This window comes from Enterococcus sp. AMC1623, assembly GCF_058216495.1.
On sequence record NZ_CM177096.1, the window covers coordinates 161,227 to 183,943 of the forward strand.

Consider the following 22,717-nt stretch of genomic DNA (forward strand, 5'->3'; position numbering starts at 1 on the left):
ATGGAAGGGAAAAATTTTTTAGCCAAATCTGATGGAGAAACTATCATTCAACATACGAAGTTACTTTTGAAAAACTTAGATATTTTAAAAGAAATTTATCCTGATATCAATGTAAATTGGGAGTTATTAAAATTGGCTTGTATATATCATGATTTAGGAAAATTAAACGAAAAATTTCAATATAAAGTTGACAAAAATTTACGTACCATAGCTGGAGAAGTTCCACACGGTCTCTTAAGCACAGCTTTTATTCCTGCAAAAGAATTGATTCATAAAGGATTTAGTAAAGAAGAAGTGGAAATTTTAGCTTATGCAATTGGAAGACATCATGAGCGGGATTTTAGTAAGGTGAGTATAGCGGATATCAAACGAGAAATAAGCACTTTAGATATTACTGATTTCCCATATCAACAATTGGGAATTGATGAATTGCATATACGAGTGTTATCTAAAAAATATTTTGAACATGATATTCACATGACAGTTATTCAATTTGGTGATGCGTACTTTGATTATGTTATGTTAAAAGGATTGCTTAATCGATTAGACTATGCAGCAAGTGGTCATATAGAAGTGGAACATCCTAATGATTTTCTTATAGATTCGATGGGGAATTTAGGGTATCAATGGAATGAGTTACAGAAATATATGTTAACACATCAAAAGGAAAATCTTGTGATTACTGCACAAACTGGTCTAGGGAAAACTGAAGCAGGACTACTATGGTTAGGTAATAATAAAGGCTTTTTTACTTTACCAATTAAAGCTGCTATTAATGCTATATACAATCGAATAGTAACAAAAGTTGTTAAAGATAAACAAGAACAAAAAATAGGTTTATTACATTCTAGTATTCATCAAGAATATTTACGAGCCAAAGATGAGGGCATTTTTGAAGAGTTGTTAGATGTAGATAATTATGTAAATAGAACAAGACAATTATCATTGCCATTAACAGTGTGTACACTAGATCAATTGTTTGATATAGTTTTTCGCTATCCAGGGTATGAGCAAAAAATTGCTACATTGTCGTATTCCAAAGTGATCATTGATGAAATTCAAATGTATTCTGCTGATTTATTGGCTTATTTGGTTTATGGTTTGAAAATGATTACAGATTATGGTGGAAGTTTTGCTGTTTTAACAGCGACACTTCCACCATATATTACAGATCTAATGATTAAAGAAGGATTACGTTTTAAGCAACCTAAAGAAGGCTTTATAGATGAAAATTTAATGATTCGCCATAGTGTAGAGATTTTACATGAGACAATGAATACTTCAAAAATAATTCGAGCATTTTCTAAAAATAAAATTCTAGTTATTTGTAATACGATAAAGCAAGCAAAACAAATGTATAAACAAATTTCGGATGAAGTAGGAACAGAATGTGTACACTTAATGCATAGTGCGTTTATTCGTAGAGATCGTACGCAAAAAGAAAAAGATATTCTTAATTTTGCCCAAAATGGAAATACAGATGTAGGTATTTGGATTTCCACGCAAATTGTGGAAGCCTCCCTAGATATTGATTTTGATATCTTATTTACAGAACTTTCTGATTTGAGTGGGTTATTTCAACGAATGGGTAGATGTTATCGTAAAAGACCCTGGATTCCAGAAATAGGTATAAATGTCTATGTATATGATGGAGGAAGCAAAAATTGTTCGGGAATTGGAACAGTAATTGACAAAGAAATTTATGAACTGTCTAAAAATACATTACTACAAGTTTCGGGTCCATTAACAGAATTAGAAAAAATAAAATTAATTTCTCAAGCGTTTACAACTGATAAAGTCAAGACCTCAACTTTTTATCAGTCGATTAACGATCACTTAGAATTCTTAGAGTTATTATTTGAAGGAGAAAAAAGTAAAAATGAGGTGTTGAATGAGTTTCGGAACATCCATAATTTGAGTGTAATCCCTTCAAGCATTTATGAAGAAAATAAAAAAGTAATTACAAAGCTTGTTCAACTTTTAAAAATTCCAAGCAAAATAGCAACATCTCAAGAAAAAATAGAAAAGAAAAAAGGACGTATTCTATTAAATGAGTACAAAGTAGATTTACCTATGTATGCAATCAAAGGTTTAGAAATAGAAGAGCTGGAAATAAATGATTATGAAAAAATAAATATTTTAATCAGTTGCAATTATGATAGTAACAATGGAATAGAATTGCATAAAAGACAGAAAAAAGCAGATATTGACGTGGAGGATCAATTTTTCTAGGAGAATATTTATGAAAATTACAGGTACAATGATTAATTATTATTTTGTTTGTCATAGAAAACTATGGCTACATGTTCATCATCTATCTTTTGAAGAACAACATGAGAATGTTCAATTGGGTAAATTATTGGATCAATCAAGTTACACCAGAGAAAAAAAGCAAATTATGATTGACGAAACAGTGAATATTGATTTCTTACAAGATTGGAAAATTATTCATGAAGTGAAAAAAAGTAAATCGATGGAAGAATCTGCAGAATGGCAAGTTCGATACTATATTTCTTATTTACGTAAAAAAGGAATAGCTGTTGAACGAGGAATCTTAGATTATCCTTTATTAAAAAAACGCAAGGAAATATTATTGAATGATGAAGAAGAGGAGAAATTAAAAGATATATTATTAGATATTGAATATATAAGTAACCAAGAAAATGCACCCGCTACAATAAATAAAAAATGGTGTAAGAAGTGTGCATTTTATGAATATTGTTTTTCTTAAGGAGGATATTCAATGGTGGAAAGTTATTATTTATTTAGCAGTGGAGAATTAAAAAGGAAAGACAACGTTGTGAGAATGACTGCACCAGATGGACGTTTCAAGGATATAAAGATAGAAATGACTAGAGATATTTATTTATTTGGTGAAACGAGTATGAATACTAAATGTTTGAACTTTCTTTCTACAAACAAAATTCCCATGCATCTTTTTAATTATTATGGTTATTATACAGGAAGTTTCTATCCGAAAGAAGTTAATATATCGGGTAACTTATTGATTCGTCAAGTAGAACATTACACTGATGAAACACGTCGACTGATTATTGCTAAAGAAATTATTTATTCTGCAAGTTATAATATTTATCGCAATGTTCGTTATTATCATCAGAGAGGGAAAGACTTAGAGACACAGTTGAATCAACTAAAAGCGTTGAGAAAACTGATTAGTCGTGCAAAAAATATTCAAGAATTGATGGGAATTGAAGGAAATATCCATCAGGTTTATTATACATGTTGGGCAATTATTGTAAATCAAAAAATAGATTTTCAAAAACGTGTAAAGCGTCCACCGGATAATATGATTAATACTTTGATTTCATTCTTGAATTCTCTTGTTTATACTAGTTGTCTTTCTGAAATTTATGTCTCTCAACTCAATCCGACAATCAGTTATTTGCATAGTGCAAGTGATAGAAGATTTTCATTGTCGTTAGATATTGCAGAAATTTTTAAACCTATATTGGTAGATCGATTAATATTTTCGTTATTGAATAAAAAAGTTATTTCTGAATCAGATTTTGATACAGAATCTAATTTTTGTTATCTAAAAAAAAGTGCACAACAAAAAATTTTAAAAGCATATAATGAACGGTTAGAAAAAACAATTAAACATAGAGAATTAAAACGACATATATCTTATCGTCGCTTAATGCGTTTAGAATGTTATAAACTAATTAAACATTTAATGAATGATAAAAATTATGAAGGGTTTAAAATATGGTGGTAATAGATGTATATTATTTTAATATATGATATTTCTACTGAGGGTTCTGGTGCAAGAATCTCTAGAAATGTTTTTAAAATTTGCAAGAAATATCTAACTCATGTTCAAAAATCTGTTTTTGAAGGAGAATTAACTCAAAGTAAATTAAAGAAGTTACAAATAGAGCTATCTGAATTTATTCGCGATGATATGGATTCTGTAGTTGTTTTCAATAGTACTCAACGCAGATGGTTGAAAAAAGACTTTTGGGGAATGAATGAAGAAGAAAAAACTTCTACATTTTTCTAGTCTGTCTATCGTTAATAGTGTAAAATTAATAATAGTTCGACAGAATGAGTTGAACTATTGATAAATCAAGGTTTTAACTATAAAAATTTAATGATATTACCATCAATAAATTAAATTTGCGAGTAAAAAAGGACCTATCAACAGAAATGCGAAATGAATCCTATATGTATCAATATTCTTATGCAACGGAGTCTTAATTTAAAATAATGAAATGTAAATTAGGTCATCGCTCCTTAATAAGATATGTGATTTATGTCTTAATTTAAAATAATGAAATGTAAATTACACAGAGCAAGTCGTGACGACAGTTACAGCACTTGTCTTAATTTAAAATAATGAAATGTAAATCCATCTATCGCAAAGCATTAGGGTATATGACAAATAGTCTTAATTTAAAATAATGAAATGTAAATCAATAATAACATCGGTTTGCTTACTGTATTGCGCAGTCTTAATTTAAAATAATGAAATGTAAATATCTTTGCGCGTGTGAATTTGAGTTGTCACGTTTTTGTCTTAATTTAAAATAATGAAATGTAAATAACCATCCAATAAGTTATAAAATTCTTCTACACCTTGTCTTAATTTAAAATAATGAAATGTAAATCTGATTTACTAGTAATCTCATTAGTGTTACCCCTCGTCTTAATTTAAAATAATGAAATGTAAATATCCGTAGCAATCCTATTTATAAAATTAGGTTGCAAGTCTTAATTTAAAATAATGAAATGTAAATACAGATAATGATACGCCTTACGGAAAACCGCTAAACGTCTTAATTTAAAATAATGAAATGTAAATAAGTATCATTTGTTGCGTAAGACCTTAAACGACGTGGTCTTAATTTAAAATAATGAAATGTAAATTTGAGTAATGATGAAGTATATTAAACAAAATTCTAAGTCTTAATTTAAAATAATGAAATGTAAATACAATCGCTTGACCATTTATTAAATGGCCGCCTTTAGTCTTAATTTAAAATAATGAAATGTAAATCTGATTATGACTACAGTAGCTAGCGCCGTACCACAGGTCTTAATTTAAAATAATGAAATGTAAATCATGGTGAAATGATGAAAAAGTATTTAGTCGTTTGCGTCTTAATTTAAAATAATGAAATGTAAATAAACTCTAACCCTTTTTTAGTCAGTTCCATGATTTTGTCTTAATTTAAAATAATGAAATGTAAATTTGTATTCAATCCCTTTAGTTAAATTAGTACCGTTAGTCTTAATTTAAAATAATGAAATGTAAATGAAGATGAATATAAAGAGTTGTTGAATCGAGGGTACAGTCTTAATTTAAAATAATGAAATGTAAATTCATTAATTTGCTAAAACCAAATGTACATTCAATTCGTCTTAATTTAAAATAATGAAATGTAAATATTGTTGCTTCTGCTTTTAATAACGGATCACTAGCTGTCTTAATTTAAAATAATGAAATGTAAATAAAAAAGTTAAATATGCTCGTGTTAAAACTGGTAATGTCTTAATTTAAAATAATGAAATGTAAATACTACTATCAAACTTTAATTAGCAAGGGGGTTAGTGGTCTTAATTTAAAATAATGAAATGTAAATTTTCATGGGTTTTATACGGTGTTGTTTTTCATCGGAGTCTTAATTTAAAATAATGAAATGTAAATTAATTTTTGGAAAGTTATCACGGAAGCCAGCACGCCGTCTTAATTTAAAATAATGAAATGTAAATTTCAGCTGGCACAGTTGTATAGTCGCTGTGATGAACGTCTTAATTTAAAATAATGAAATGTAAATTAAATCTTTAGCCACAGCAACACGTTGATGACCACCGTCTTAATTTAAAATAATGAAATGTAAATTATAAACTTGAGATTGTAATAATTCAGTCATCTTAGTCTTAATTTAAAATAATGAAATGTAAATGATAAATTTAGATTAAGAGTAACAGTCGGTTATTTAGTCTTAATTTAAAATAATGAAATGTAAATAACTTAGTGCTCGCCGGATTGGCAAGGAGTACCTTGTCTTAATTTAAAATAATGAAATGTAAATTCGTTCCATGCGTATTCCCAAGTATAAGGTACGGCAGTCTTAATTTAAAATAATGAAATGTAAATCCGGGAAAAGCAACTAGAACGTGTCCAAGATGGTGTGTCTTAATTTAAAATAATGAAATGTAAATGTACATCACGAACTATACCGTAGCCGAGGAGCGCTAGTCTTAATTTAAAATAATGAAATGTAAATCTTTTTAGTGCGTCGTACAAGTCACGCTGTGCCGAGTCTTAATTTAAAATAATGAAATGTAAATTATCTTGTTTCCCCTGATATTTATACTTGGACAGGTGAGTCTTAATTTAAAATAATGAAATGTAAATTATCGACCTTTTTAACGAGCAGGGCAAGCTACACTGTCTTAATTTAAGATAATGAAATGTAAATATCTCAACATAAATTTTAAAGTTAAATCCCGACTTTGGTCTTAATTTAAAATAATGAAATGTAAATGAAATTTGATGGAAGGCAAGAGCCATATTCGTTCAGGTCTTAATTTAAAATAATGAAATGTAAATCGAGTCGTAGCCCTTTGTAATAGGCTCCTGCGGGCAGTCTTAATTTAAAATAATGAAATGTAAATTCTTTTCAGGATGCTGATGAATATGCTCACTACTTTATCTTAATTTAAAATAATGGAACATGTGTGGATCTAATTCATAATAATTTAATAAAAAAAGTCTGATATAATTTAATAAAAAAAGTTCAATATTATGTCAAAACACTTAAAGTTTAAATACTATCTTAATGAATTGCTGGTTGGCTTCAACGGCTATCACTAATTATTCATTCGAGTGTATACCAAATACTGCCCGTGAAGTAATTATGATGAAAGAAATGAGACAATTAGAAAAATCAGTTCTATTTAGTTATTCTACAGTGTAGAGACCTCAAAAAGTTAGGCTTTTTTGGAGTGGAGAAATTGGGCTTGGTATAATAAACTAGACAAAAAATTAAGGGAAAGCGAGGATCTAGATTATGCCAAGACGTTCATTAAAAGAAAACCAACCAAAAGAAAAATGGAAGATATGGAGCGATTTGAATAACAAAAGTATTAAACAAAAAAGGAATTCTCGTTAATCGAAAATCACCCTCTCTTTCACGACCCAATCTTATTAATCAAACGTTTAAGGCAACAGAAAAAATAAAATTTGGTTAGGAGACATTACCTATATCCCTTTGAAAGAAGGAACACTTTATTTATCTGTATTTATTGATGTCTACATGAGAAAAATTGTTGAGTGGTCTATGTCATCTAGAATGAAAGATCAATTAGTTGTGGATTTTTTTCTTCAAGCATTTGGAAAAGAGCAGCCTGAACCAGAGCTGATTATTCACACTGATCAAGGCTCACAATACACAGGTACTAAATTCCAAGCAGTGTTAAGAAAAAAAGAAGCACGTTCTAGTATGAGTCGAAAAGGAACCCCCTATGATAATGCTTTAATGGAATCTTTTTACCAAACGATAAAAAGAGAGCTGATCAATGATGCTCAATTCAGAGATATCGATCAGACTCAAATAGAGATATTTAAATATATTGAAACTTACTATAATACAAAACGTATACATTCTGACCTTGGCTATCAATCTCCTAGAGACTTTGAAAAAAATTCCGCTTATTCTCTTAATTAAGTGTCTAGTTTTTTCTTGAAAACTCCACTTCCTAATATTCATATTTTTCAGAAGAAATTAAACGAGTAACATCATCGCTAGTAATAACCTAAAATACTTTAATAAGTTACCTTTCTAACGATCTTTAAAAGTGTTTTGTTCGATTAAATAGATGTTGATTTTCTTGATAATAAGTTCTGTCTTTTAGGCTTCAAATAACTAAATCCTTCGCCTTCTACTTCATGGACATTGATAACTGAAACAAAGGCTTTTTCATCTGTTTCGTGGACAATCCGTTTTACTTCAGAAATTTCACGTGGACTGACAACGATATAAATGATATTTTTTGTTTGGTTTGAATAACCACCTTCACCATTGAAATAAGTTAAACCGCGTTCGAGTTGCTGCATTAATAAAGGCGCAATCTCTGGATTTTTGTCAGACATGATTAAAATACCTTTAGCTGAGTAACCGCCATCCAAAACGGAATCAATGATTTTAGTAAAGACATAAGCGAAAATTAAGGTGTACATCATACGATTTAAATTGATATAAGATAATGAAAGAATCAAAATAATTACGTCAAAAATTAGTAATGACTTTCCAACAGAAATTCCAAAATTTTTCTCTACAATACGTGCGATAACGTCACTACCACCTGTTGTTCCCCCAACTTTATAAATCATGCCACTACCAATTCCTGTAATGACACCAGCTAGTAAAGCTACAATGAGCAAGTCGTGTTGTAAATCGATGACTAGTGGGATTTTTTGCCAAAAGCTTAACCAAAAAGATAATCCCACAGTTCCCAAAATTGTGTAATACAAAGCACGTTTACCTAAAATTCGTCCACCAATAATTATTAAAGGGATATTTAAAACTAATGTGCTAATTGCAGGATCAATTGAAAATAAGGCGCGCAAGATTAATGTAATTCCGGTGATGCCACCTTCTGCTAAATCGTTAGGGATATTGAAAAAAACAATACCAAATCCATAAATAGCTGTGCCTAGAAGAATAACTAAAATATCTCGAATAGTTCGAAATGAAAAAATTGTTTGCATACTGTTCCTCCTTATAAAAGAATCGTTCTTAATGTAGCATGTAAATATTCAATAGACAATAGTTCTTTTCTATGAATTCTTTTCTCAATTTGTTAAGATAGAAAAGGAGAAATTTAGAGGAGTGGATGAATGTGGATAAGCAACGTTCTTTAGTATCAATGCAAGAGGAAGTTGATGCGTATATTCAACAATTTAAATCAGGTTATTTTAGCCCGTTAGCACAAATGGCGCGTTTAACAGAAGAAGTTGGGGAATTAGCTCGAGAAGTTAATCATCATTACGGTGAGAAATCTAAAAAAACAACAGAAGCTGCCAAAACAGTCGCAGAAGAGCTAGGTGATGTTTTATTTGTGACAATGATTATGGCGAATTCTTTAGATATTGATTTGACAGAAGTTTTTGAAGAAAATATGGAAAAATTTAATCGCAGAGATAGCTACCGTTTTGAACGAAAAGATGGGAAACAAACTGCGGAAGATAAATGAGGTGATCTGATGAAATTAGAAGTAATTCCTCAAGAATATCAAACAGCATTACCTATTTTGAAGAAAATTGAAGATGCAGGATTTGAAGCTTACTTTGTAGGGGGGAGTGTGCGTGATGTCTTATTAGGCCACGCCATTCATGATGTTGATATTGCGACAAGTGCTTTCCCAGCTGAAATTAAAGAGATATTTCCTCGAACCATTGATGTAGGAATTGAACATGGAACGGTTTTGGTTTTAGATGAGGAAGAGCAATATGAAATTACGACATTTCGTACAGAATCTACTTATCAAGATTTTCGCCGTCCCGATCATGTTGAATTTGTTCGGTCTTTAGAAGAAGATTTGAAACGGAGAGATTTTACGATCAATGCGTTTGCTTTAAAAGAAGATGGTGAAATTATTGATTTATTTGATGGCTTAGCTGATCTTGAAAATAAAGTGTTACGTGCGGTTGGAAATCCTCATGAACGTTTTCATGAAGATGCTTTGCGAATGATGCGTGGTTTGCGATTTGTTAGTCAGTTAGGGTTTCAATTAGAGCAAGAAACGTTTGCATCGATTTATGATAACCATGCGTTATTAGAAAAAATTTCAGTTGAACGTATCAATATTGAATTTATCAAATTATTGCTTGGGAAATATCGCAGACAAGGCTTGCAGATGTTTGTTGAAACAGAATGTTATAGTTATTGCCCTAAACTGCGGGCGTATGGTGAATCCTTATTACGTTTTGCGGAATTAACCGATCAGCAAATTAACAAAGAAGTTCATGCGTGGGTGTTGTTAATTGACCAACTAGGCTTATCAAATAAAGAAATTCGACCGTTTATGAAAGCATGGAAGTGTTCGAATGATAGTATTCGTACGACACAAGCCGTATTTATGGGCTTGCAATTTAGAAAAACACAAGCTTTTACGAAACCATTACTTTATGTATTAGGTGAAGAACAAGCTATTTTAACAGAAGAATTACTGCCGTATTTTGGTTTAGAAAATGATATAACTGCTGTAAAAGAAGCGTATCGGCAATTAGTTATTCACTCTTTGCAAGATTTAGCAATTAGTGGGCATGATTTATTGGCTTATTTTGATAAAAAACCTGGAAAATGGATGAAAGAAATCTTGACGCTTTGTGAGCAAGCTGTGGTAGAACAAGTAATTCCTAATGAGAAAAAAGAGTTGCTTAACTATGCAGCAGCTGCAATTGAAAAAAACGAATGTTAAGAATTTGATGCACAATGAGAAAAACTAGTTCTTCTCATTGTGTATTATATTTACTAGAGACAATTGTTATGCTACACTAAGTATGTGGAATTTATTAACCAATAAGGTAAGGAGAGTTCAATATGGCTAGACAAATGAAAGCGTTAAAATTACTTTTCCGAAATGGAGAAACTTGGACAATCGATCGTCGTTACATTGGTGATTTATGGATCAAGCAGGTTTCAACAAGCTTTGGTCGTATTAAAGGCAGTGACTTTGTAGAAATTCACCCATGTGAAGCATTTAAAATTGAAATCTTCCAAGAAGGCGACCATGTATCAACACACGATATCAACTTAGGTGGTTTGGAATCAGGAATGTTTGCACGTGCCTTAAAATATGAAGATATCGAACGTATGGAATTATTATACGAAACAGGTCATCCTGATGTTATTTATTTCCCATACAAAGATAAATCAACTGATGGATTGGATAATGCATACCAATCAACAAAAATCAGTGAAAAAACTAAAAATCTTTACATTGTTATCGATCCAGAAAATACTGTAGATGATATCTACGGCAAACACTTCGAATAAACAACAGGCGAGAATTCTTTTTAGAATTCTCGTTTCTTTCTGAAAAAATATAAGGTGGAATGATATGGCAAAGAAAAAAAACAATACACCGACAAATACTGTTAAAGGGGTATTGTATTCACTTGTTGCGTTGCTTGTTTTCACGGCGACAGCTGGACAAATTGACTTGTCAAAAGTGGATTGGTCCGATCCAACAACTATTTTGGATGCGTTTGATGATACACCAGAACAGTTAGCAAATTATCCGCAGCTTGATGTGTTACCAGAGTATGATGGTACAAATATTGTGGTGACACTAAATGACAATCATACGACGTTTACCGAACAAGAATTATCACTTGCCAATGGATCCTGGCAAACTTTTTCTCCGCTTGATTCTCTCAACCGTGTTGGTTCGGCAAATGCGTTATTACATAAAAGCATGATGCCAAAAGAAGAGCGAGGAGATATTTCGAGGGTCTATCCATCAGGTTGGAAACAAAAGAAACTAGATGATGGAAAATGGTTATACAATCGTTCGCATTTGATTGCTTTTCGTTTTACTGGAGAAAATGATAATTGGCAAAACTTATTTACTGGTACGCAACAAATGAATCAAAAACCCATGAAAGAATATGAAGATAAAGTAGCTAATTATTTGAAAGAGACCGGTAATCATGTACGTTATCGGGTAACACCGTACTTCAAAGGCGAAGAACTTGTTCCGCGAGGGATTCAAATTGAAGCGCATAGTGTGGAGGATCAAGAATTATGCTTTAATATTTTTATCTATAATATACAAGATGGTTATAGCATTGATTATGCTACAGGTAATTCTAGAAAAATTTAAAAAAGTCACGATTACTATGAGTAGTCGTGGCTTTTTTTAGTGAATACACAGTCAAAAGGAATGATAATGGTTTATAAAGAAATTATAGGATATCTAAGATGAGTATCGGTTTACTCTTTTTGACTTCAGGATGTGCATTAAACTTCTTATGTAAGGCATATATCTACCATGGACGCATGGGAAAATAGGAGAGATTTATGAGTAGTGAACATGTCAATGTTATTAGGAATTTTTTACATTAGAAAAACTATAGCGAAGAAGCTATTGCTGGAATTTTAGGAAATATTCAAGGGAAAGTTGGAATAAGTATGGATCCGGATATCTATGAGATGCATGGACCTACTTATGGAATCGTTCAACGGGATGGTTCAGCATATCCTCTAGTGGGAACTCCTATAACTAATGGTAGTGGATATGTGAGAAGAATGATTACACAAGCGAGAATTGTGAAAGACTATCTACAAGTAAAATGACTAGATTGGTTGATGTATAAAGGGCAATTAAAAATATTTAGTTTTCTTTTTTATTGATATTAGATTCTTTCATAAATAATTTTATAGTGACTACAATTCCAAATGAATATGCGTAGCTTTTATATACCAAAAAACAATTGCATAAAAGAAGGAGCATGGCTAAAAAAGCAATTATTATATCAAAATCACTAATTAATAGATTTAATAGTCCAAATGTCAAAAAAATTAAAAATAAAGTAAAGGACAAAAATATAAGAAAAGAAAAAAGGGAGAGAAGAACAGCGATTCGTTTCTTTTTTTTGCTTTCTAAATCAGGTGAAATAAGCTCATCAGCAAAAATTACAAAGTTACTTAAAAATTCTAATAAAAGTTCCATATAAATCCCTTCTTTAACATAATACAATGTAATCATTACTTCTTATTTTATCAGCTAATGAAACCAAATAAAGACTTGGATCAGATAAATTAGAAAAATAAGAAAGTACATATTCTAAAGACTTTTGAAAAGCCTGAAAAATAAAAGCGTCGAACACTTGTTTATCAAGAATTCGACGCTTATTTTCAAACTATTATTTAGTTTCACGGTGTAAAGTAACTTTTCTTTCACGTGGGCAATATTTTTGTTTTTCCAAACGATCTGGATTGTTACGTTTGTTTTTGTTTGTTAGGTAGTTACGTTCTTTACAAGAAGTACATTCTAAAGTAATGTTTACGCGCATTTGTTTTCCCTCCCATATATCTAGAATATTCCAAGATCTCTCTCTCAGACCAAACTATAATATCACGTTTGTTCAGAGAAATCTAGCCTTTTTAGCAAATTTTGTTAAGTAATTTTACTTGGTAAATTGTAAAATGAAATGCATAAGGAAATAAACGAAAAAATCATGTAGATACGATATACTTGTTAGCAACCAAACCAAAAGTATAAGGGGTATCTACATGACCAAAAATAATTGTATCACAGAAAAGCGCACCTTCAAACAACTTACTGACATCCAACGCGGAATGCTGGAACAGATGGCGAAAAGCGGCACCTATAAACAAGCTGAAATGGCGCGAGAATTAGGGGTCAGCCAACCCACTGTTTCTCGTGAGTTGAAACGCGGTAGAACGCGCCAGCTTGACTATAAGCGCAATTATTACGAGCAGTATATTGCCGCCTCAGGCGCACGGGTTTATAAAGAAAATCGTGAGAACTCGCATGCGCGGGATCATAATAAATATTCTGCGGCTTTCCTTGCTGCCTTACCTGAAAATCTAGCACCCAAGAAGGGGTTGCGGATTTATAGTGTGGATACTTTTGTACACTCTTATAGAAAGTTGCACCCTGACGAACGCGTACCATGCACGAAGACCGTTTACGCTTTGATAAATGCTGCCGTACTTCCAATCCGTAATATCGATTTGCCTATGAAGACTAGGATGCGGCCACGAAAAACAACCGTTTCTGAACCTAAAGGTCATAACGCTAAACACTTGGGACGCAGTATCGAAGAACGCTCTCCAGAAGTACTCTCGAGGGAAGAATTTGGGCATTGGGAAGTTGATTTAGTATTAGGTAAGAAAACAAAAAATGAGCCTGTCATCATCACTATGGTTGAACGGAAAACACGCTACTGCCTCACTAAGAAAGTTTGGGGAAAAGGCGCAGCGCTGGTTCAAAAAGGCGTGCTTGACTTGATGAAAAAACAGGGGCTAGAACAGTTCAAGTCACTCACAACTGATAACGGCTCTGAGTTTTCAAGTCTGTCTCTTATCGAAAGCATTGCTGAAGACGTTCAGGTTTTCTTTACTCATGCGTATGCTTCTTGGGAGAAAGGAACGAACGAAAGGCATAACCGCATGCTCCGAGAATTTATCCCAAAGGGAGTCACTCTGCGTCCATTGTCCTATTCGTATTTACTGGAAGTAACCGATACGATCAACCACAAACCAAGAAAAATAATGGGCTATACAACACCTGCAGAACGCCTTCAGGAAGAACTGGCCGATTTACAAGCAGCTTAAGGTGTTTTGTTGGTTCTATAGGATAAGAGAATAGATTAGCTGAGTCAAGAGCCGCTTTGCTCCTTCTCTTGACTCAGCTAACCTATCCTCTTGGGTCAGAACCACCAACAACTCACCTGAAAAATGGTAAGGGATGAAACACTCCCTGCCGTCAATGGCTTCAAAGCATTGGTAATACTGGATTATTGAGTAATTCGCTGTCTATAAAGGTTTTTAAAATTTTTTATGCATTTGATATTGCAATTAAGCAGTAATTTTACTTGACGATTCTTCCGCGTTTAATTGAAGGTTAGTTATAGGCGGAAGAGGGGTTCCATGTTAAAATAAAGGATGTGTGTAAGGCTTTGATTATAGTTAAAGGAGTGTGAATTTATGGAAAAAGCGGAACTACGTCAGTCAGGAATAGTTGTATTAAAAAAGCTGGCGGAACATCCTAAAAAGAAATTAAAAAAAGAAGAAACGATTTTAGCTCTCTTTTTTGCTTCACGAATTTGGAAAGAAGCCAAAGTTATTGGGATGATTCGTTCAACATCATTTGAATTTAATACTGAATCAATCATGAAGCGTGCATGGGCAGAAAATAAAGTTGTCGTTATTCCTAAATCATTACCAAAACGGCAATTAGCTTTTTATGAAGTAGATAAAAGAACCGCTTATCGGACGACGAAGTTTGGTGTTGATGAACCAGTCAGTGCTTTACATGTTTCTAAAGAAGAAATTGATGTCTTGCTTGTTCCAGGCATTGTTTTCTCCAAAGAAGGGTATCGTATCGGTTTTGGTGGTGGTTTTTATGACCGATACTTAGCAGAATATCAAGGACAAACGTGTAGCTTGGTTTTTTCGGAACAATTAAATAATCAATGGCAACCGGATTCCTTTGACCTTCCAGTAGCGCGGATTTTTACAGATAGCTATAAAGGAGTGACGTATGAATAATTTATCGTTTAATCGTTTAAAACGAACACCTTTTTTGACGTATACTTTTTTAACTATCCAGGTGGTCGTTTATCTATTAGCTTTTCTGTTTCCAAGTCTATATATCGAGTTTAGAGGAGCAATGTTTGGACCGTTAGTGGTACATGGACATGAGTATTGGCGTTTTATTACGCCCATTTTTATTCATTATGGATTGATGCACTTTGCAGTCAATTCCGTGGTTCTATATTTTATGGGACAACAAATTGAAGCTATCTATGGGCATGTGCGCTTTTTAATTATTTATTTAATCAGTGGTTTTGCAGGAAATGCTTTGAGTTTTGCTTTTAATCAAGCAGGTGTGCAGTCAGCAGGTTCGAGTACTTCGTTATTTGGTTTATTCGGTGCATTTGTTATTTTAGGTGTTCATTTTAAAGGACATCCAGCAATTCAAGGGATGGTTCGACAATTTACTTTGTTTATTGGAATGAGTTTACTGTTTGGCGTTTTTGACCGTTCAATAGATATGTGGGGACACATAGGCGGCTTACTTGGTGGTTTGTTATTGGGCAATGTTTTGAGCGTGCCAAACAACTCAAAAAGCTATTCGATTCATCTTCGAATTATTTCAGGTATGATTTTAGTATTTTTGCTTATTTTTTGTATCGTGTACGGTTTCAAAAAATACGAAATACTTGTATAATGTTTAGGAAGTGTCTTTATGGAAACTTTATATGATGTCCAACAGTTATTTAAACAATTCGGTTTGTATATTTATGTCGGCAAACGTATTTATGATATTGAACTGATGGCAATTGAATTAAAAAAGCTATTCGAAGCGCGTGTGATTGACCGAGAAACATATTTAAAAGCACGTGGTATCTTAAATCGAGAACATCGCATCGAAGAAAGCAGGAAGGGTTTTTAGGATGGAAGAAAAGAAAATCATTGGAATTGACTTAGGAGGTACCACAGTCAAATTTGCGATTGTGACACTTGAAGGAGAAATCCAACAAAAATGGAGTATTGAAACAAATATTTTGGATGAAGGTTCACACATTGTTCCAGAAATTATTGAATCAATTAATCATCGTTTAGATTTGTATGATTTGAAAGCTGAAAACTTTGTTGGGATTGGTATGGGAACTCCAGGAAGTGTTGATCGTGAAAAAGGAACAGTTATTGGTGCTTATAACTTAAACTGGAAAACGTTACAATCCGTTCGTGAACAAATTGAATCAGGTACAGGAATTCAATTTACATTAGATAATGATGCGAATGTGGCTGCTTTAGGTGAACGTTGGAAAGGTGCGGGTGAAAATAACCCAGACGTTATCTTCATGACATTAGGAACCGGTGTTGGTGGCGGTATTATTGCAGAAGGAAACTTATTACATGGTGTCGCAGGCTGTGCGGGAGAAATTGGTCATGTGACAGTCGATCCTTATGGTTTTGAATGTACGTGTGGCAAAGTAGGCTGTTTAGAAACAGTTGCAAGTGCGACGGGAGTTGTACGTGTTGCTCGTCAATTGTCAGAAGAATACGCAGGTGACTCTGAATTGAAACGCCGTTTAGATGATGGTCAAGATATCTCAAGCAAAGATGTGTTTGTTTTAGCTGAACAAAATGATCCATTTGCCTTAATGGTTGTTGACAAAGTTTGTTTCTATCTAGGTCTAGCTTGTGGAAACTTAGGGAACACGTTAAATCCATCAAGTATTGTTTTAGGTGGTGGTGTATCGGCTGCAGGGGAATTCTTACGAAGCCGTGTTGAAAAATATTTCAATGAATACACATTCCCACAAGTAAGAGAAAGTACACAAATCAAATTAGCACAACTAGGAAATGATGCCGGTGTAATTGGTGCGGCTTCATTGGCTTTGCAATTTATAAAATAGAAAGGTAGAAACAAAACATGAATTTTTTTAATACGTTAACACTAGTTTTACTTTTAGTTCTAGTTTTCATGGGATTAAATTGGTTATATTACTATATCTTAGGAAAACGTTCGGCTACAATTATTGAAGAAGAAGAATTTCGCGAAGGTATGCGTAAAGCGCAAGTGATTGATGTTCGTGAGAAAGCTGAATTTGATGCGGGACATATTTTAGGTGCCCGTAACATTCCTTATACCGTGTTGGATACTTCGATTTCAGCAATTCGTAAAGATCAACCAGTTTATCTTTATGATCGTTCAAAAGCATTAAGTGTTCGTGCGGCGAATAAATTACGTAAAAAAGGATATAAAAATATTTATATCTTAAAAGATGGCTATGATAGCTGGACGGGTAAGACTAAGCAGAAAAATTAAAATAAAAAAACGAGAGATGTTTGTTGTGAGACTCAAAAGTTAGATCAAAAATCTAACTTTGGGGTTAAACACAGACATCTCTCGTTTTTAATTATCTTGCGAAGCTTTTACGATTTGCTTTGCGGCGTTTTTCATCATTGACTGCTTCTTTTTCTTCAATTGGATCAATGACTTGTTTTTTTATTGTGGCAATCAAGCCGATTGTTGCTGCAGTTGTAGCAAGAGAACCTACGACAAATCCTGTAACAAATTTTTTCATTGTTCCTTCACCTCACTTCATTTATCTTACTTACATTATGAATGAATATGGGAATTTTGCAAAGTAATATACCATGTTAAATTTATTTTAATAAAAAATTTGAAAATATTTACTAAATATTATACAATGTATTTACTAATAAAAAAGGAGCCGGTAATAAGATGGAAAAATTAGAAAAGGTTTTCAATGATATTTTTGAAACAAATGCCACGGGCAACTACTTTGCTCCTGGACGTATCAATTTAATCGGTGAACATACAGATTATAATGGCGGTCATGTATTTCCCGCATCAATCACCTTAGGAACATATGGTTTAGCAAGCAAGCGAGAGGATCAGCTTGTGTGCTTGTATTCTGAAAATTTTCCAGAGAAAGGCGTGATTACTTTTTCAATCGATGAACTGAATTATGAAAAGGCGCATGATTGGGCGAACTATCCGAAAGGGATGATCCGCTTTTTAAAAGAAGCAGGACATTTGATTGATTCGGGAGTAAATATCGTTTTCTATGGCAATATTCCAAACGGTGCGGGTCTTTCATCTTCTGCTTCGATTGAACTTTTGACAGGAGTTATCTTAGAAGATTTGTTTGCTTTAAGTATCGAACGTTTAGATTTAGTTAAAATCGGCAAACAAGTGGAGAATGAATTCATTGGTGTTAATTCAGGAATTATGGATCAATTTGCTATTGGAATGGGCAAAAAAGACCATGCATTATTGTTAGATACAACTACCCTAAAGTATGAAGTCGTTCCAGCAATTTTTGGTGAATATGTGGTGGCTATTATGAATACGAATAAAAGACGAGAACTTGCTGATTCCAAATATAATGAACGCCGTGGAGAATGCGAAGAAGCGTTACGCCGATTACAAACACAGTTAGCTATTCAAACATTAGGTGAGCTTGATGAAGTAACATTTTTGGCAAATACTGAACTAATTGGCGATGAGACATTAATCAAACGTGCAAAACATGCTGTAACAGAAAACCAGCGAACGTTAAAAGCCCGTCAAGCATTACAAAAAGATGATCTAGTGACTTTTGGAGAATTATTAAACGCTTCGCATGCATCATTGAAAGAAGCGTATCAAGTGACCGGAATGGAATTAGATACCTTGGTTACAGCGGCTCAAAAGCATCCGAGTGTATTGGGGGCACGAATGACCGGTGCTGGCTTTGGTGGATGTGCGATTGCTTTAGTCAAACAAACCGATTGGCAAGATTTTGTAGAAACTGTTTCTAACGAATATTTAGACAAAATTGGTTATGCGACCGATATTTATCAAGCAAGCATTGATGATGGTGCAAGAAAGTTATAAGATAAGACAAGAGTATTTAAAAAACGAAAGCGAGGACAACAAATGTCTATTTTAGTATTAGGTGGAGCTGGTTATATCGGCTCGCACGCTGTGAATCAATTAATTCAACGTGGTGAAGATGTTGTAGTGATTGACAATTTATTGACTGGGCACCGTGCGGCTGTGCATCAAGACGCACGCTTTTATGAAGGGGATGTTCGTGACAAAGCATTTGTAGCAGAAGTTTTTGAAAAGGAAACGATTGATGGTGTCATTCATTTTGCAGCAAGTTCGTTAGTTGGAGAATCCGTTGAAAAACCATTAAAATACTTCAATAATAATGTCTATGGCATGCAAATTTTGTTAGAAGTGATGCAAGAACATGAGGTGAAACACATTGTCTTTTCTTCAACAGCCGCTACGTATGGCGAACCAGAAGTATCACCGATTTCAGAAACGACCCCAACGAATCCGAAAAATCCATATGGTGAAAGTAAGTTGATGATGGAAAAAATGATGAACTGGTGTGACAACGCATATGGTATGAAGTTTGTAGCTTTACGTTATTTCAATGTTGCTGGGGCAAAAGCAGATGCTTCGATTGGTGAGGATCATACACCCGAAACGCATTTAGTTCCAATTATTTTACAAGTGGCATTAGGGCAACGCAAAGCATTATCTATTTTTGGGGACGACTACAATACACCAGATGGCACGTGTATTCGTGATTATGTCCACGTAGAAGATTTAATTGCGGCACATTTATTAGCCTTAGATTATTTAAAAGCTGGGAATGAAAGCAATGTCTTTAATTTAGGTAGCAACAATGGTTACTCTGTAAAAGAAATGTTAGAAGCCGCTCGAGAAGTCACGCAAAAAGAAATCCCAGCAATCATCGCCCCACGTCGTGCAGGCGATCCAAGCACATTGGTCGCTTCAAGTGATAAAGCAAAAGACGTATTGGGTTGGGAACCACAGTATACAGATGTGAAGAAAATTATTGAAACTGCTTGGAATTGGCATGTGAGTCATCCAAATGGGTATGAAGAGTAGGAGTTGAGGGGATGTTAAGTCAGACAATTGCTGATTTTGCCACGCTTGCGATTGCAGCAGGTGGTTGGATGGAAATGGATCGGTTATATTTGCATAATCGTATTTTAGGAATGATTGGTGAAAATCAGTTGGAAGAATTTGAGGTGCGTCCTGTGACACGTCCATCAACTGAATTGTTAGATGAATTAATAAAAACTGCACAAGCAAATCAAGTGATTGATACTACGTTATCGGCTATTGAAATTTTAGAAGGAGAGTTGATGGATTTCCTAACGCCACCGCCTTCTGTGGTCAATGCTTTTTTTGCTCAGCATTATGCTAAAAAGCCTAAAGAAGCAACCGATTACTTTTTTGAGCTATGTAAAAATAATGATTACATCAAAACACGTGCCATTGCGAAGAATATTTATTTTCCTGTGCAAACATCTTATGGTGAATTAGAAATCACTATTAACTTATCCAAACCTGAAAAAGATCCAAAACAAATTGCGGCAGAACGTACTGCTACGACGAGTCATTATCCGAAATGCATGCTTTGTATGGAAAACGAAGGCTATCAAGGTCGCGTGAATTATCCAGCACGAACCAATCATCGGATAATTAGAATGAATCTAGCTGGTGAATCGTGGGGCTTTCAATATTCACCATATGCCTATTATAATGAACATTGTATTATCTTATCAGAAGAACATCGTCCAATGGAAATTAGCTCCCAAACTTTTGAACGTTTGTTACAGATTGTCGAAGTCTTACCACATTATTTCGCAGGTTCAAATGCTGATTTGCCAATTGTCGGTGGGTCAATTTTATCTCATGACCACTATCAAGGCGGTAACCATACGTTTGCGATGGCCGAGGCGCCAATTGAACATTTATTTGCCTTAAAAGATTTTCCAACGATTGTTGCTGGAACAGTTCAATGGCCAATGTCAGTTATTCGGTTACAAGCAACAGATAAAGAGCAATTGATTGCTGCTGCGTCACATGTGTTAGCCAATTGGCGTACCTATTCTGTACCAGAATTAGACATTGTGGCATTTTCTGAAGATGGAACATTGCATCATACCATTACACCAATTGCTCGTAAAAAAGGTGAATTCTTTGAGTTGGATTTAGTTTTACGTGATAATAATGTATCAGAAGAATACCCAGATGGAATCTTTCACCCTCACCAAGATGTTCACCATATTAAAAAAGAAAATATTGGTTTAATTGAAGTGATGGGACTAGCCATTTTACCACCTCGTCTGGAAAAAGAGCTGCAAGAAGTAGAAAAATTCTTATTAAATCAAGAAAATCATTTAGCAGAAAGTCACCGTATCTGGGCAGAACGAATGAAAGTAAGCTATACAATTTCTGAAGAAAATGTTCGGGCTATAATGGAAAAAGAAATTGGCCAGATATTTATACGCGTGTTAGAAGATGCCGGTGTTTTTAAACGAGACGAACAAGGGCAACAAGCTTTTATAGCCTTTACCCAAACACTTTAATAAAAGGAGGAGAGATCGTGGCAACCATTAAAGATATTGCAGATAAAGCAGGGGTTTCTCCTGCTACGGTCTCACGTGTCCTCAATTACGACCCAGATTTGTCTGTTGGACAAGAGACGAAGCAAAAGATTTTTGAAGTAGCTGAATCATTGAATTATACCAAACATAAGAAAAAACGGCGTGAACAGTTTGTGATTCGTTTGGTTCAATGGTATGACACAGCGGAAGAACTGGAAGATTTATATTATTTATCGATTCGTTTAGGGATTGAGAAAAAAGCAGAAGAGTTAAATATTCAGTTGCTAAAAGAATCGCTTGATCAATTGTCGGAAACGACTACTGCGGGAACGATTGCATTAGGGAAATTTGATCCTAAACAGATTCGTTTGTTAGAGGAATTAGAAGGAACCTTATTATTTGTGGACACAAACGATACCATTCATGGGCATGATTCCATTGTGGTTGATTTTACTCAAAGCATCGAACAAGTGCTGGATCATTTTATTCAAGAAAAGCACGAAAAAATTGGGATTCTATCAGGAATCGAATATACCAAACGCAGTAATTATGAAATTAATGATCCGCGTTTCAGTGCTTTTAAGGAGCGTTTGACTCAATTAAAATTGTATCAAGAAAACTATCATCTACAAGGAGCTTTTACGGTAGAGGGTGGGTATCAAGCGATGCAAGAATTTTTGAAACAAGAAAAGGAGTATCCAACCGCTTTATTTGCTTCAAGTGATGCGTTGGCGATTGGTGCAATGCGTGCCATTCAGGAGCACGGTCTGAAAGTGCCAGAGGATATTTCTGTCATTGGATTTAACGATGTCAGTGTAGCAAAATACGTTAGTCCAGCATTATCAACTGTTCGTGTCTATACAGAATGGATGGGAGAACTGGCAGTCTTAACCTTGATTGATTTGATTAAAGAGCAACCACCTGTTTCAAAGCGAAGTGTCTTAGCGACCGAATTGATCTTACGCCAATCAACATTAAAAACGCAAAAGAGTCTGTTATAGACTCTTTTTATTTTGAATAGAAACTTTGGTCTCAAT

Annotated in this window: 22 protein-coding genes, 2 pseudogenes and 1 CRISPR repeat array; of the genes and pseudogenes, 20 read left to right on the forward strand and 4 right to left on the reverse strand. The window is 33.7% G+C overall.

Annotated features, from left to right (window positions below; translation table 11 throughout):
- From cas3 to AC4BC7_RS00845, 5 genes and pseudogenes are all read left to right on the forward strand, one after another.
- Window positions 1–2,232, forward strand: a complete 2,232-nt coding sequence (gene cas3, locus AC4BC7_RS00825; protein ID WP_490503534.1) for a CRISPR-associated helicase Cas3' — start codon at window positions 1–3, stop codon at window positions 2,230–2,232.
- A 10-nt stretch (window positions 2,233–2,242) separates the two neighbouring features.
- Window positions 2,243–2,731: a CRISPR-associated protein Cas4 gene (cas4, locus tag AC4BC7_RS00830; RefSeq protein ID WP_490503535.1), complete on the forward strand. Its 489-nt coding sequence runs from the start codon at window positions 2,243–2,245 to the stop codon at window positions 2,729–2,731.
- Window positions 2,732–2,743: 12 nt separating this feature from the next.
- A complete protein-coding gene (gene cas1b / locus AC4BC7_RS00835) occupies window positions 2,744–3,736 on the forward strand; it encodes a type I-B CRISPR-associated endonuclease Cas1b (protein WP_490503536.1) in 993 nt (330 codons plus the stop codon).
- A gap of 3 nt (window positions 3,737–3,739) precedes the next feature.
- A complete protein-coding gene (gene cas2 / locus AC4BC7_RS00840; RefSeq protein ID WP_016175470.1) occupies window positions 3,740–4,021 on the forward strand; it encodes a CRISPR-associated endonuclease Cas2 in 282 nt (93 codons plus the stop codon).
- A gap of 190 nt (window positions 4,022–4,211) precedes the next feature.
- Window positions 4,212–6,642: a CRISPR direct-repeat array (repeat unit 29 nt; unit sequence GTCTTAATTTAAAATAATGAAATGTAAAT).
- Between the two features lie 414 nt (window positions 6,643–7,056).
- Window positions 7,057–7,694: pseudogene (locus tag AC4BC7_RS00845) on the forward strand (IS3 family transposase); the annotation flags it as partial.
- A 143-nt stretch (window positions 7,695–7,837) separates the two neighbouring features.
- Here AC4BC7_RS00845 and AC4BC7_RS00850 read toward each other — a convergent pair.
- Window positions 7,838–8,737 carry a YitT family protein gene (locus tag AC4BC7_RS00850; RefSeq protein ID WP_490503537.1) on the reverse strand — a complete coding sequence of 300 codons (900 nt, stop codon included), beginning with the start codon at window positions 8,735–8,737 and terminating at the stop codon, window positions 7,838–7,840.
- Between the two features lie 131 nt (window positions 8,738–8,868).
- Between AC4BC7_RS00850 and AC4BC7_RS00855 the strand changes: the two genes are divergently transcribed.
- The 5 genes and pseudogenes from AC4BC7_RS00855 to AC4BC7_RS00875 all read left to right on the forward strand — a co-directional run.
- Window positions 8,869–9,222 (forward strand): MazG nucleotide pyrophosphohydrolase domain-containing protein, encoded by a 354-nt coding sequence (locus tag AC4BC7_RS00855; RefSeq protein ID WP_207940090.1) that lies wholly within the window; start codon window positions 8,869–8,871, stop codon window positions 9,220–9,222.
- Window positions 9,223–9,231: 9 nt separating this feature from the next.
- Window positions 9,232–10,449 (forward strand): CCA tRNA nucleotidyltransferase, encoded by a 1,218-nt coding sequence (locus tag AC4BC7_RS00860; RefSeq protein ID WP_207940091.1) that lies wholly within the window; start codon window positions 9,232–9,234, stop codon window positions 10,447–10,449.
- 122 nt (window positions 10,450–10,571) lie between these two features.
- A complete protein-coding gene (locus tag AC4BC7_RS00865) occupies window positions 10,572–11,027 on the forward strand; it encodes a hypothetical protein (protein WP_207940092.1) in 456 nt (151 codons plus the stop codon).
- Between the two features lie 64 nt (window positions 11,028–11,091).
- The gene (locus AC4BC7_RS00870) at window positions 11,092–11,856 is read left to right on the forward strand and encodes a DNA/RNA non-specific endonuclease (protein ID WP_490503538.1); all 765 of its coding nucleotides are present in this window, start codon (window positions 11,092–11,094) and stop codon (window positions 11,854–11,856) included.
- Between the two features lie 248 nt (window positions 11,857–12,104).
- Window positions 12,105–12,314, forward strand: a pseudogene (locus tag AC4BC7_RS00875) (hypothetical protein); the annotation flags it as partial.
- Window positions 12,315–12,366: 52 nt separating this feature from the next.
- Here the strand turns inward: AC4BC7_RS00875 and AC4BC7_RS00880 are convergent.
- Both AC4BC7_RS00880 and rpmG read right to left on the reverse strand, forming a co-directional pair.
- Window positions 12,367–12,705: a hypothetical protein gene (locus AC4BC7_RS00880; protein WP_490503539.1), complete on the reverse strand. Its 339-nt coding sequence runs from the start codon at window positions 12,703–12,705 to the stop codon at window positions 12,367–12,369.
- 193 nt (window positions 12,706–12,898) lie between these two features.
- Window positions 12,899–13,048 (reverse strand): 50S ribosomal protein L33, encoded by a 150-nt coding sequence (gene rpmG / locus AC4BC7_RS00885; RefSeq protein WP_002356321.1) that lies wholly within the window; start codon window positions 13,046–13,048, stop codon window positions 12,899–12,901.
- A gap of 220 nt (window positions 13,049–13,268) precedes the next feature.
- On the opposite strand from rpmG, the gene AC4BC7_RS00890 reads away from it, so the two are divergent.
- The 6 genes from AC4BC7_RS00890 (at window position 13,269) to AC4BC7_RS00915 (ending at window position 17,562) form a co-directional block, all read left to right on the forward strand.
- Entirely contained in the window at window positions 13,269–14,336 is a 1,068-nt protein-coding gene (locus tag AC4BC7_RS00890) for an IS30 family transposase (protein ID WP_490502703.1), read from the forward strand.
- Between the two features lie 372 nt (window positions 14,337–14,708).
- Window positions 14,709–15,272, forward strand: coding sequence for a 5-formyltetrahydrofolate cyclo-ligase (locus tag AC4BC7_RS00895; protein ID WP_490503540.1), 564 nt, complete (start codon window positions 14,709–14,711; stop codon window positions 15,270–15,272).
- Entirely contained in the window at window positions 15,265–15,954 is a 690-nt protein-coding gene (locus tag AC4BC7_RS00900) for a rhomboid family intramembrane serine protease (protein ID WP_207940096.1), read from the forward strand. Before AC4BC7_RS00895 ends, AC4BC7_RS00900 begins: the two co-directional genes overlap by 8 nt.
- A gap of 18 nt (window positions 15,955–15,972) precedes the next feature.
- Window positions 15,973–16,179 (forward strand): YqgQ family protein, encoded by a 207-nt coding sequence (locus AC4BC7_RS00905; protein WP_207940097.1) that lies wholly within the window; start codon window positions 15,973–15,975, stop codon window positions 16,177–16,179.
- Window position 16,180: 1 nt separating this feature from the next.
- Window positions 16,181–17,149 (forward strand): ROK family glucokinase, encoded by a 969-nt coding sequence (locus AC4BC7_RS00910; RefSeq protein WP_207940098.1) that lies wholly within the window; start codon window positions 16,181–16,183, stop codon window positions 17,147–17,149.
- 17 nt (window positions 17,150–17,166) lie between these two features.
- On the forward strand, window positions 17,167–17,562 hold the full coding sequence (locus AC4BC7_RS00915) for a rhodanese-like domain-containing protein (RefSeq protein WP_207940099.1): 396 nt from the start codon (window positions 17,167–17,169) through the stop codon (window positions 17,560–17,562).
- A gap of 91 nt (window positions 17,563–17,653) precedes the next feature.
- Here the strand turns inward: AC4BC7_RS00915 and AC4BC7_RS00920 are convergent, their stop codons facing one another.
- Window positions 17,654–17,821: a DUF3042 family protein gene (locus AC4BC7_RS00920; RefSeq protein ID WP_207940100.1), complete on the reverse strand. Its 168-nt coding sequence runs from the start codon at window positions 17,819–17,821 to the stop codon at window positions 17,654–17,656.
- Between the two features lie 161 nt (window positions 17,822–17,982).
- Between AC4BC7_RS00920 and AC4BC7_RS00925 the strand changes: the two genes are divergently transcribed.
- From AC4BC7_RS00925 to AC4BC7_RS00940, 4 genes are read left to right on the forward strand one after another with little or no spacing between them, the layout of a single operon-like run.
- On the forward strand, window positions 17,983–19,140 hold the full coding sequence (locus AC4BC7_RS00925) for a galactokinase (RefSeq protein WP_207940101.1): 1,158 nt from the start codon (window positions 17,983–17,985) through the stop codon (window positions 19,138–19,140).
- A 42-nt stretch (window positions 19,141–19,182) separates the two neighbouring features.
- Window positions 19,183–20,172 carry a UDP-glucose 4-epimerase GalE gene (galE, locus tag AC4BC7_RS00930; protein WP_207940102.1) on the forward strand — a complete coding sequence of 330 codons (990 nt, stop codon included), beginning with the start codon at window positions 19,183–19,185 and terminating at the stop codon, window positions 20,170–20,172.
- An 11-nt stretch (window positions 20,173–20,183) separates the two neighbouring features.
- Window positions 20,184–21,662 (forward strand): UDP-glucose--hexose-1-phosphate uridylyltransferase, encoded by a 1,479-nt coding sequence (galT, locus tag AC4BC7_RS00935; protein WP_207940103.1) that lies wholly within the window; start codon window positions 20,184–20,186, stop codon window positions 21,660–21,662.
- A gap of 17 nt (window positions 21,663–21,679) precedes the next feature.
- A complete protein-coding gene (locus tag AC4BC7_RS00940; RefSeq protein ID WP_207940104.1) occupies window positions 21,680–22,681 on the forward strand; it encodes a substrate-binding domain-containing protein in 1,002 nt (333 codons plus the stop codon).
- Window positions 22,682–22,717: the final 36 nt, after the last annotated feature.

Coding starts and splice junctions, on each gene's coding strand:
- galT (WP_207940103.1), top strand. CDS start 20,184: ATGTTAAGTCAGACAATTGCTGATTTTGCCACGCTTGCGATTGCAGCA.
- galE (WP_207940102.1), top strand. CDS start 19,183: ATGTCTATTTTAGTATTAGGTGGAGCTGGTTATATCGGCTCGCACGCT.
- AC4BC7_RS00925 (WP_207940101.1), top strand. CDS start 17,983: ATGGAAAAATTAGAAAAGGTTTTCAATGATATTTTTGAAACAAATGCC.
- AC4BC7_RS00850 (WP_490503537.1), bottom strand. CDS start 8,737: ATGCAAACAATTTTTTCATTTCGAACTATTCGAGATATTTTAGTTATT.
- AC4BC7_RS00900 (WP_207940096.1), top strand. CDS start 15,265: ATGAATAATTTATCGTTTAATCGTTTAAAACGAACACCTTTTTTGACG.
- AC4BC7_RS00915 (WP_207940099.1), top strand. CDS start 17,167: ATGAATTTTTTTAATACGTTAACACTAGTTTTACTTTTAGTTCTAGTT.
- AC4BC7_RS00920 (WP_207940100.1), bottom strand. CDS start 17,821: ATGAAAAAATTTGTTACAGGATTTGTCGTAGGTTCTCTTGCTACAACT.
- cas4 (WP_490503535.1), top strand. CDS start 2,243: ATGAAAATTACAGGTACAATGATTAATTATTATTTTGTTTGTCATAGA.
- cas1b (WP_490503536.1), top strand. CDS start 2,744: ATGGTGGAAAGTTATTATTTATTTAGCAGTGGAGAATTAAAAAGGAAA.
- AC4BC7_RS00895 (WP_490503540.1), top strand. CDS start 14,709: ATGGAAAAAGCGGAACTACGTCAGTCAGGAATAGTTGTATTAAAAAAG.
- AC4BC7_RS00860 (WP_207940091.1), top strand. CDS start 9,232: ATGAAATTAGAAGTAATTCCTCAAGAATATCAAACAGCATTACCTATT.
- AC4BC7_RS00880 (WP_490503539.1), bottom strand. CDS start 12,705: ATGGAACTTTTATTAGAATTTTTAAGTAACTTTGTAATTTTTGCTGAT.
- AC4BC7_RS00870 (WP_490503538.1), top strand. CDS start 11,092: ATGGCAAAGAAAAAAAACAATACACCGACAAATACTGTTAAAGGGGTA.
- rpmG (WP_002356321.1), bottom strand. CDS start 13,048: ATGCGCGTAAACATTACTTTAGAATGTACTTCTTGTAAAGAACGTAAC.
- cas3 (WP_490503534.1), top strand. CDS start 1: ATGGAAGGGAAAAATTTTTTAGCCAAATCTGATGGAGAAACTATCATT.
- AC4BC7_RS00890 (WP_490502703.1), top strand. CDS start 13,269: ATGACCAAAAATAATTGTATCACAGAAAAGCGCACCTTCAAACAACTT.
- AC4BC7_RS00865 (WP_207940092.1), top strand. CDS start 10,572: ATGGCTAGACAAATGAAAGCGTTAAAATTACTTTTCCGAAATGGAGAA.
- AC4BC7_RS00910 (WP_207940098.1), top strand. CDS start 16,181: ATGGAAGAAAAGAAAATCATTGGAATTGACTTAGGAGGTACCACAGTC.
- cas2 (WP_016175470.1), top strand. CDS start 3,740: ATGTATATTATTTTAATATATGATATTTCTACTGAGGGTTCTGGTGCA.
- AC4BC7_RS00905 (WP_207940097.1), top strand. CDS start 15,973: ATGGAAACTTTATATGATGTCCAACAGTTATTTAAACAATTCGGTTTG.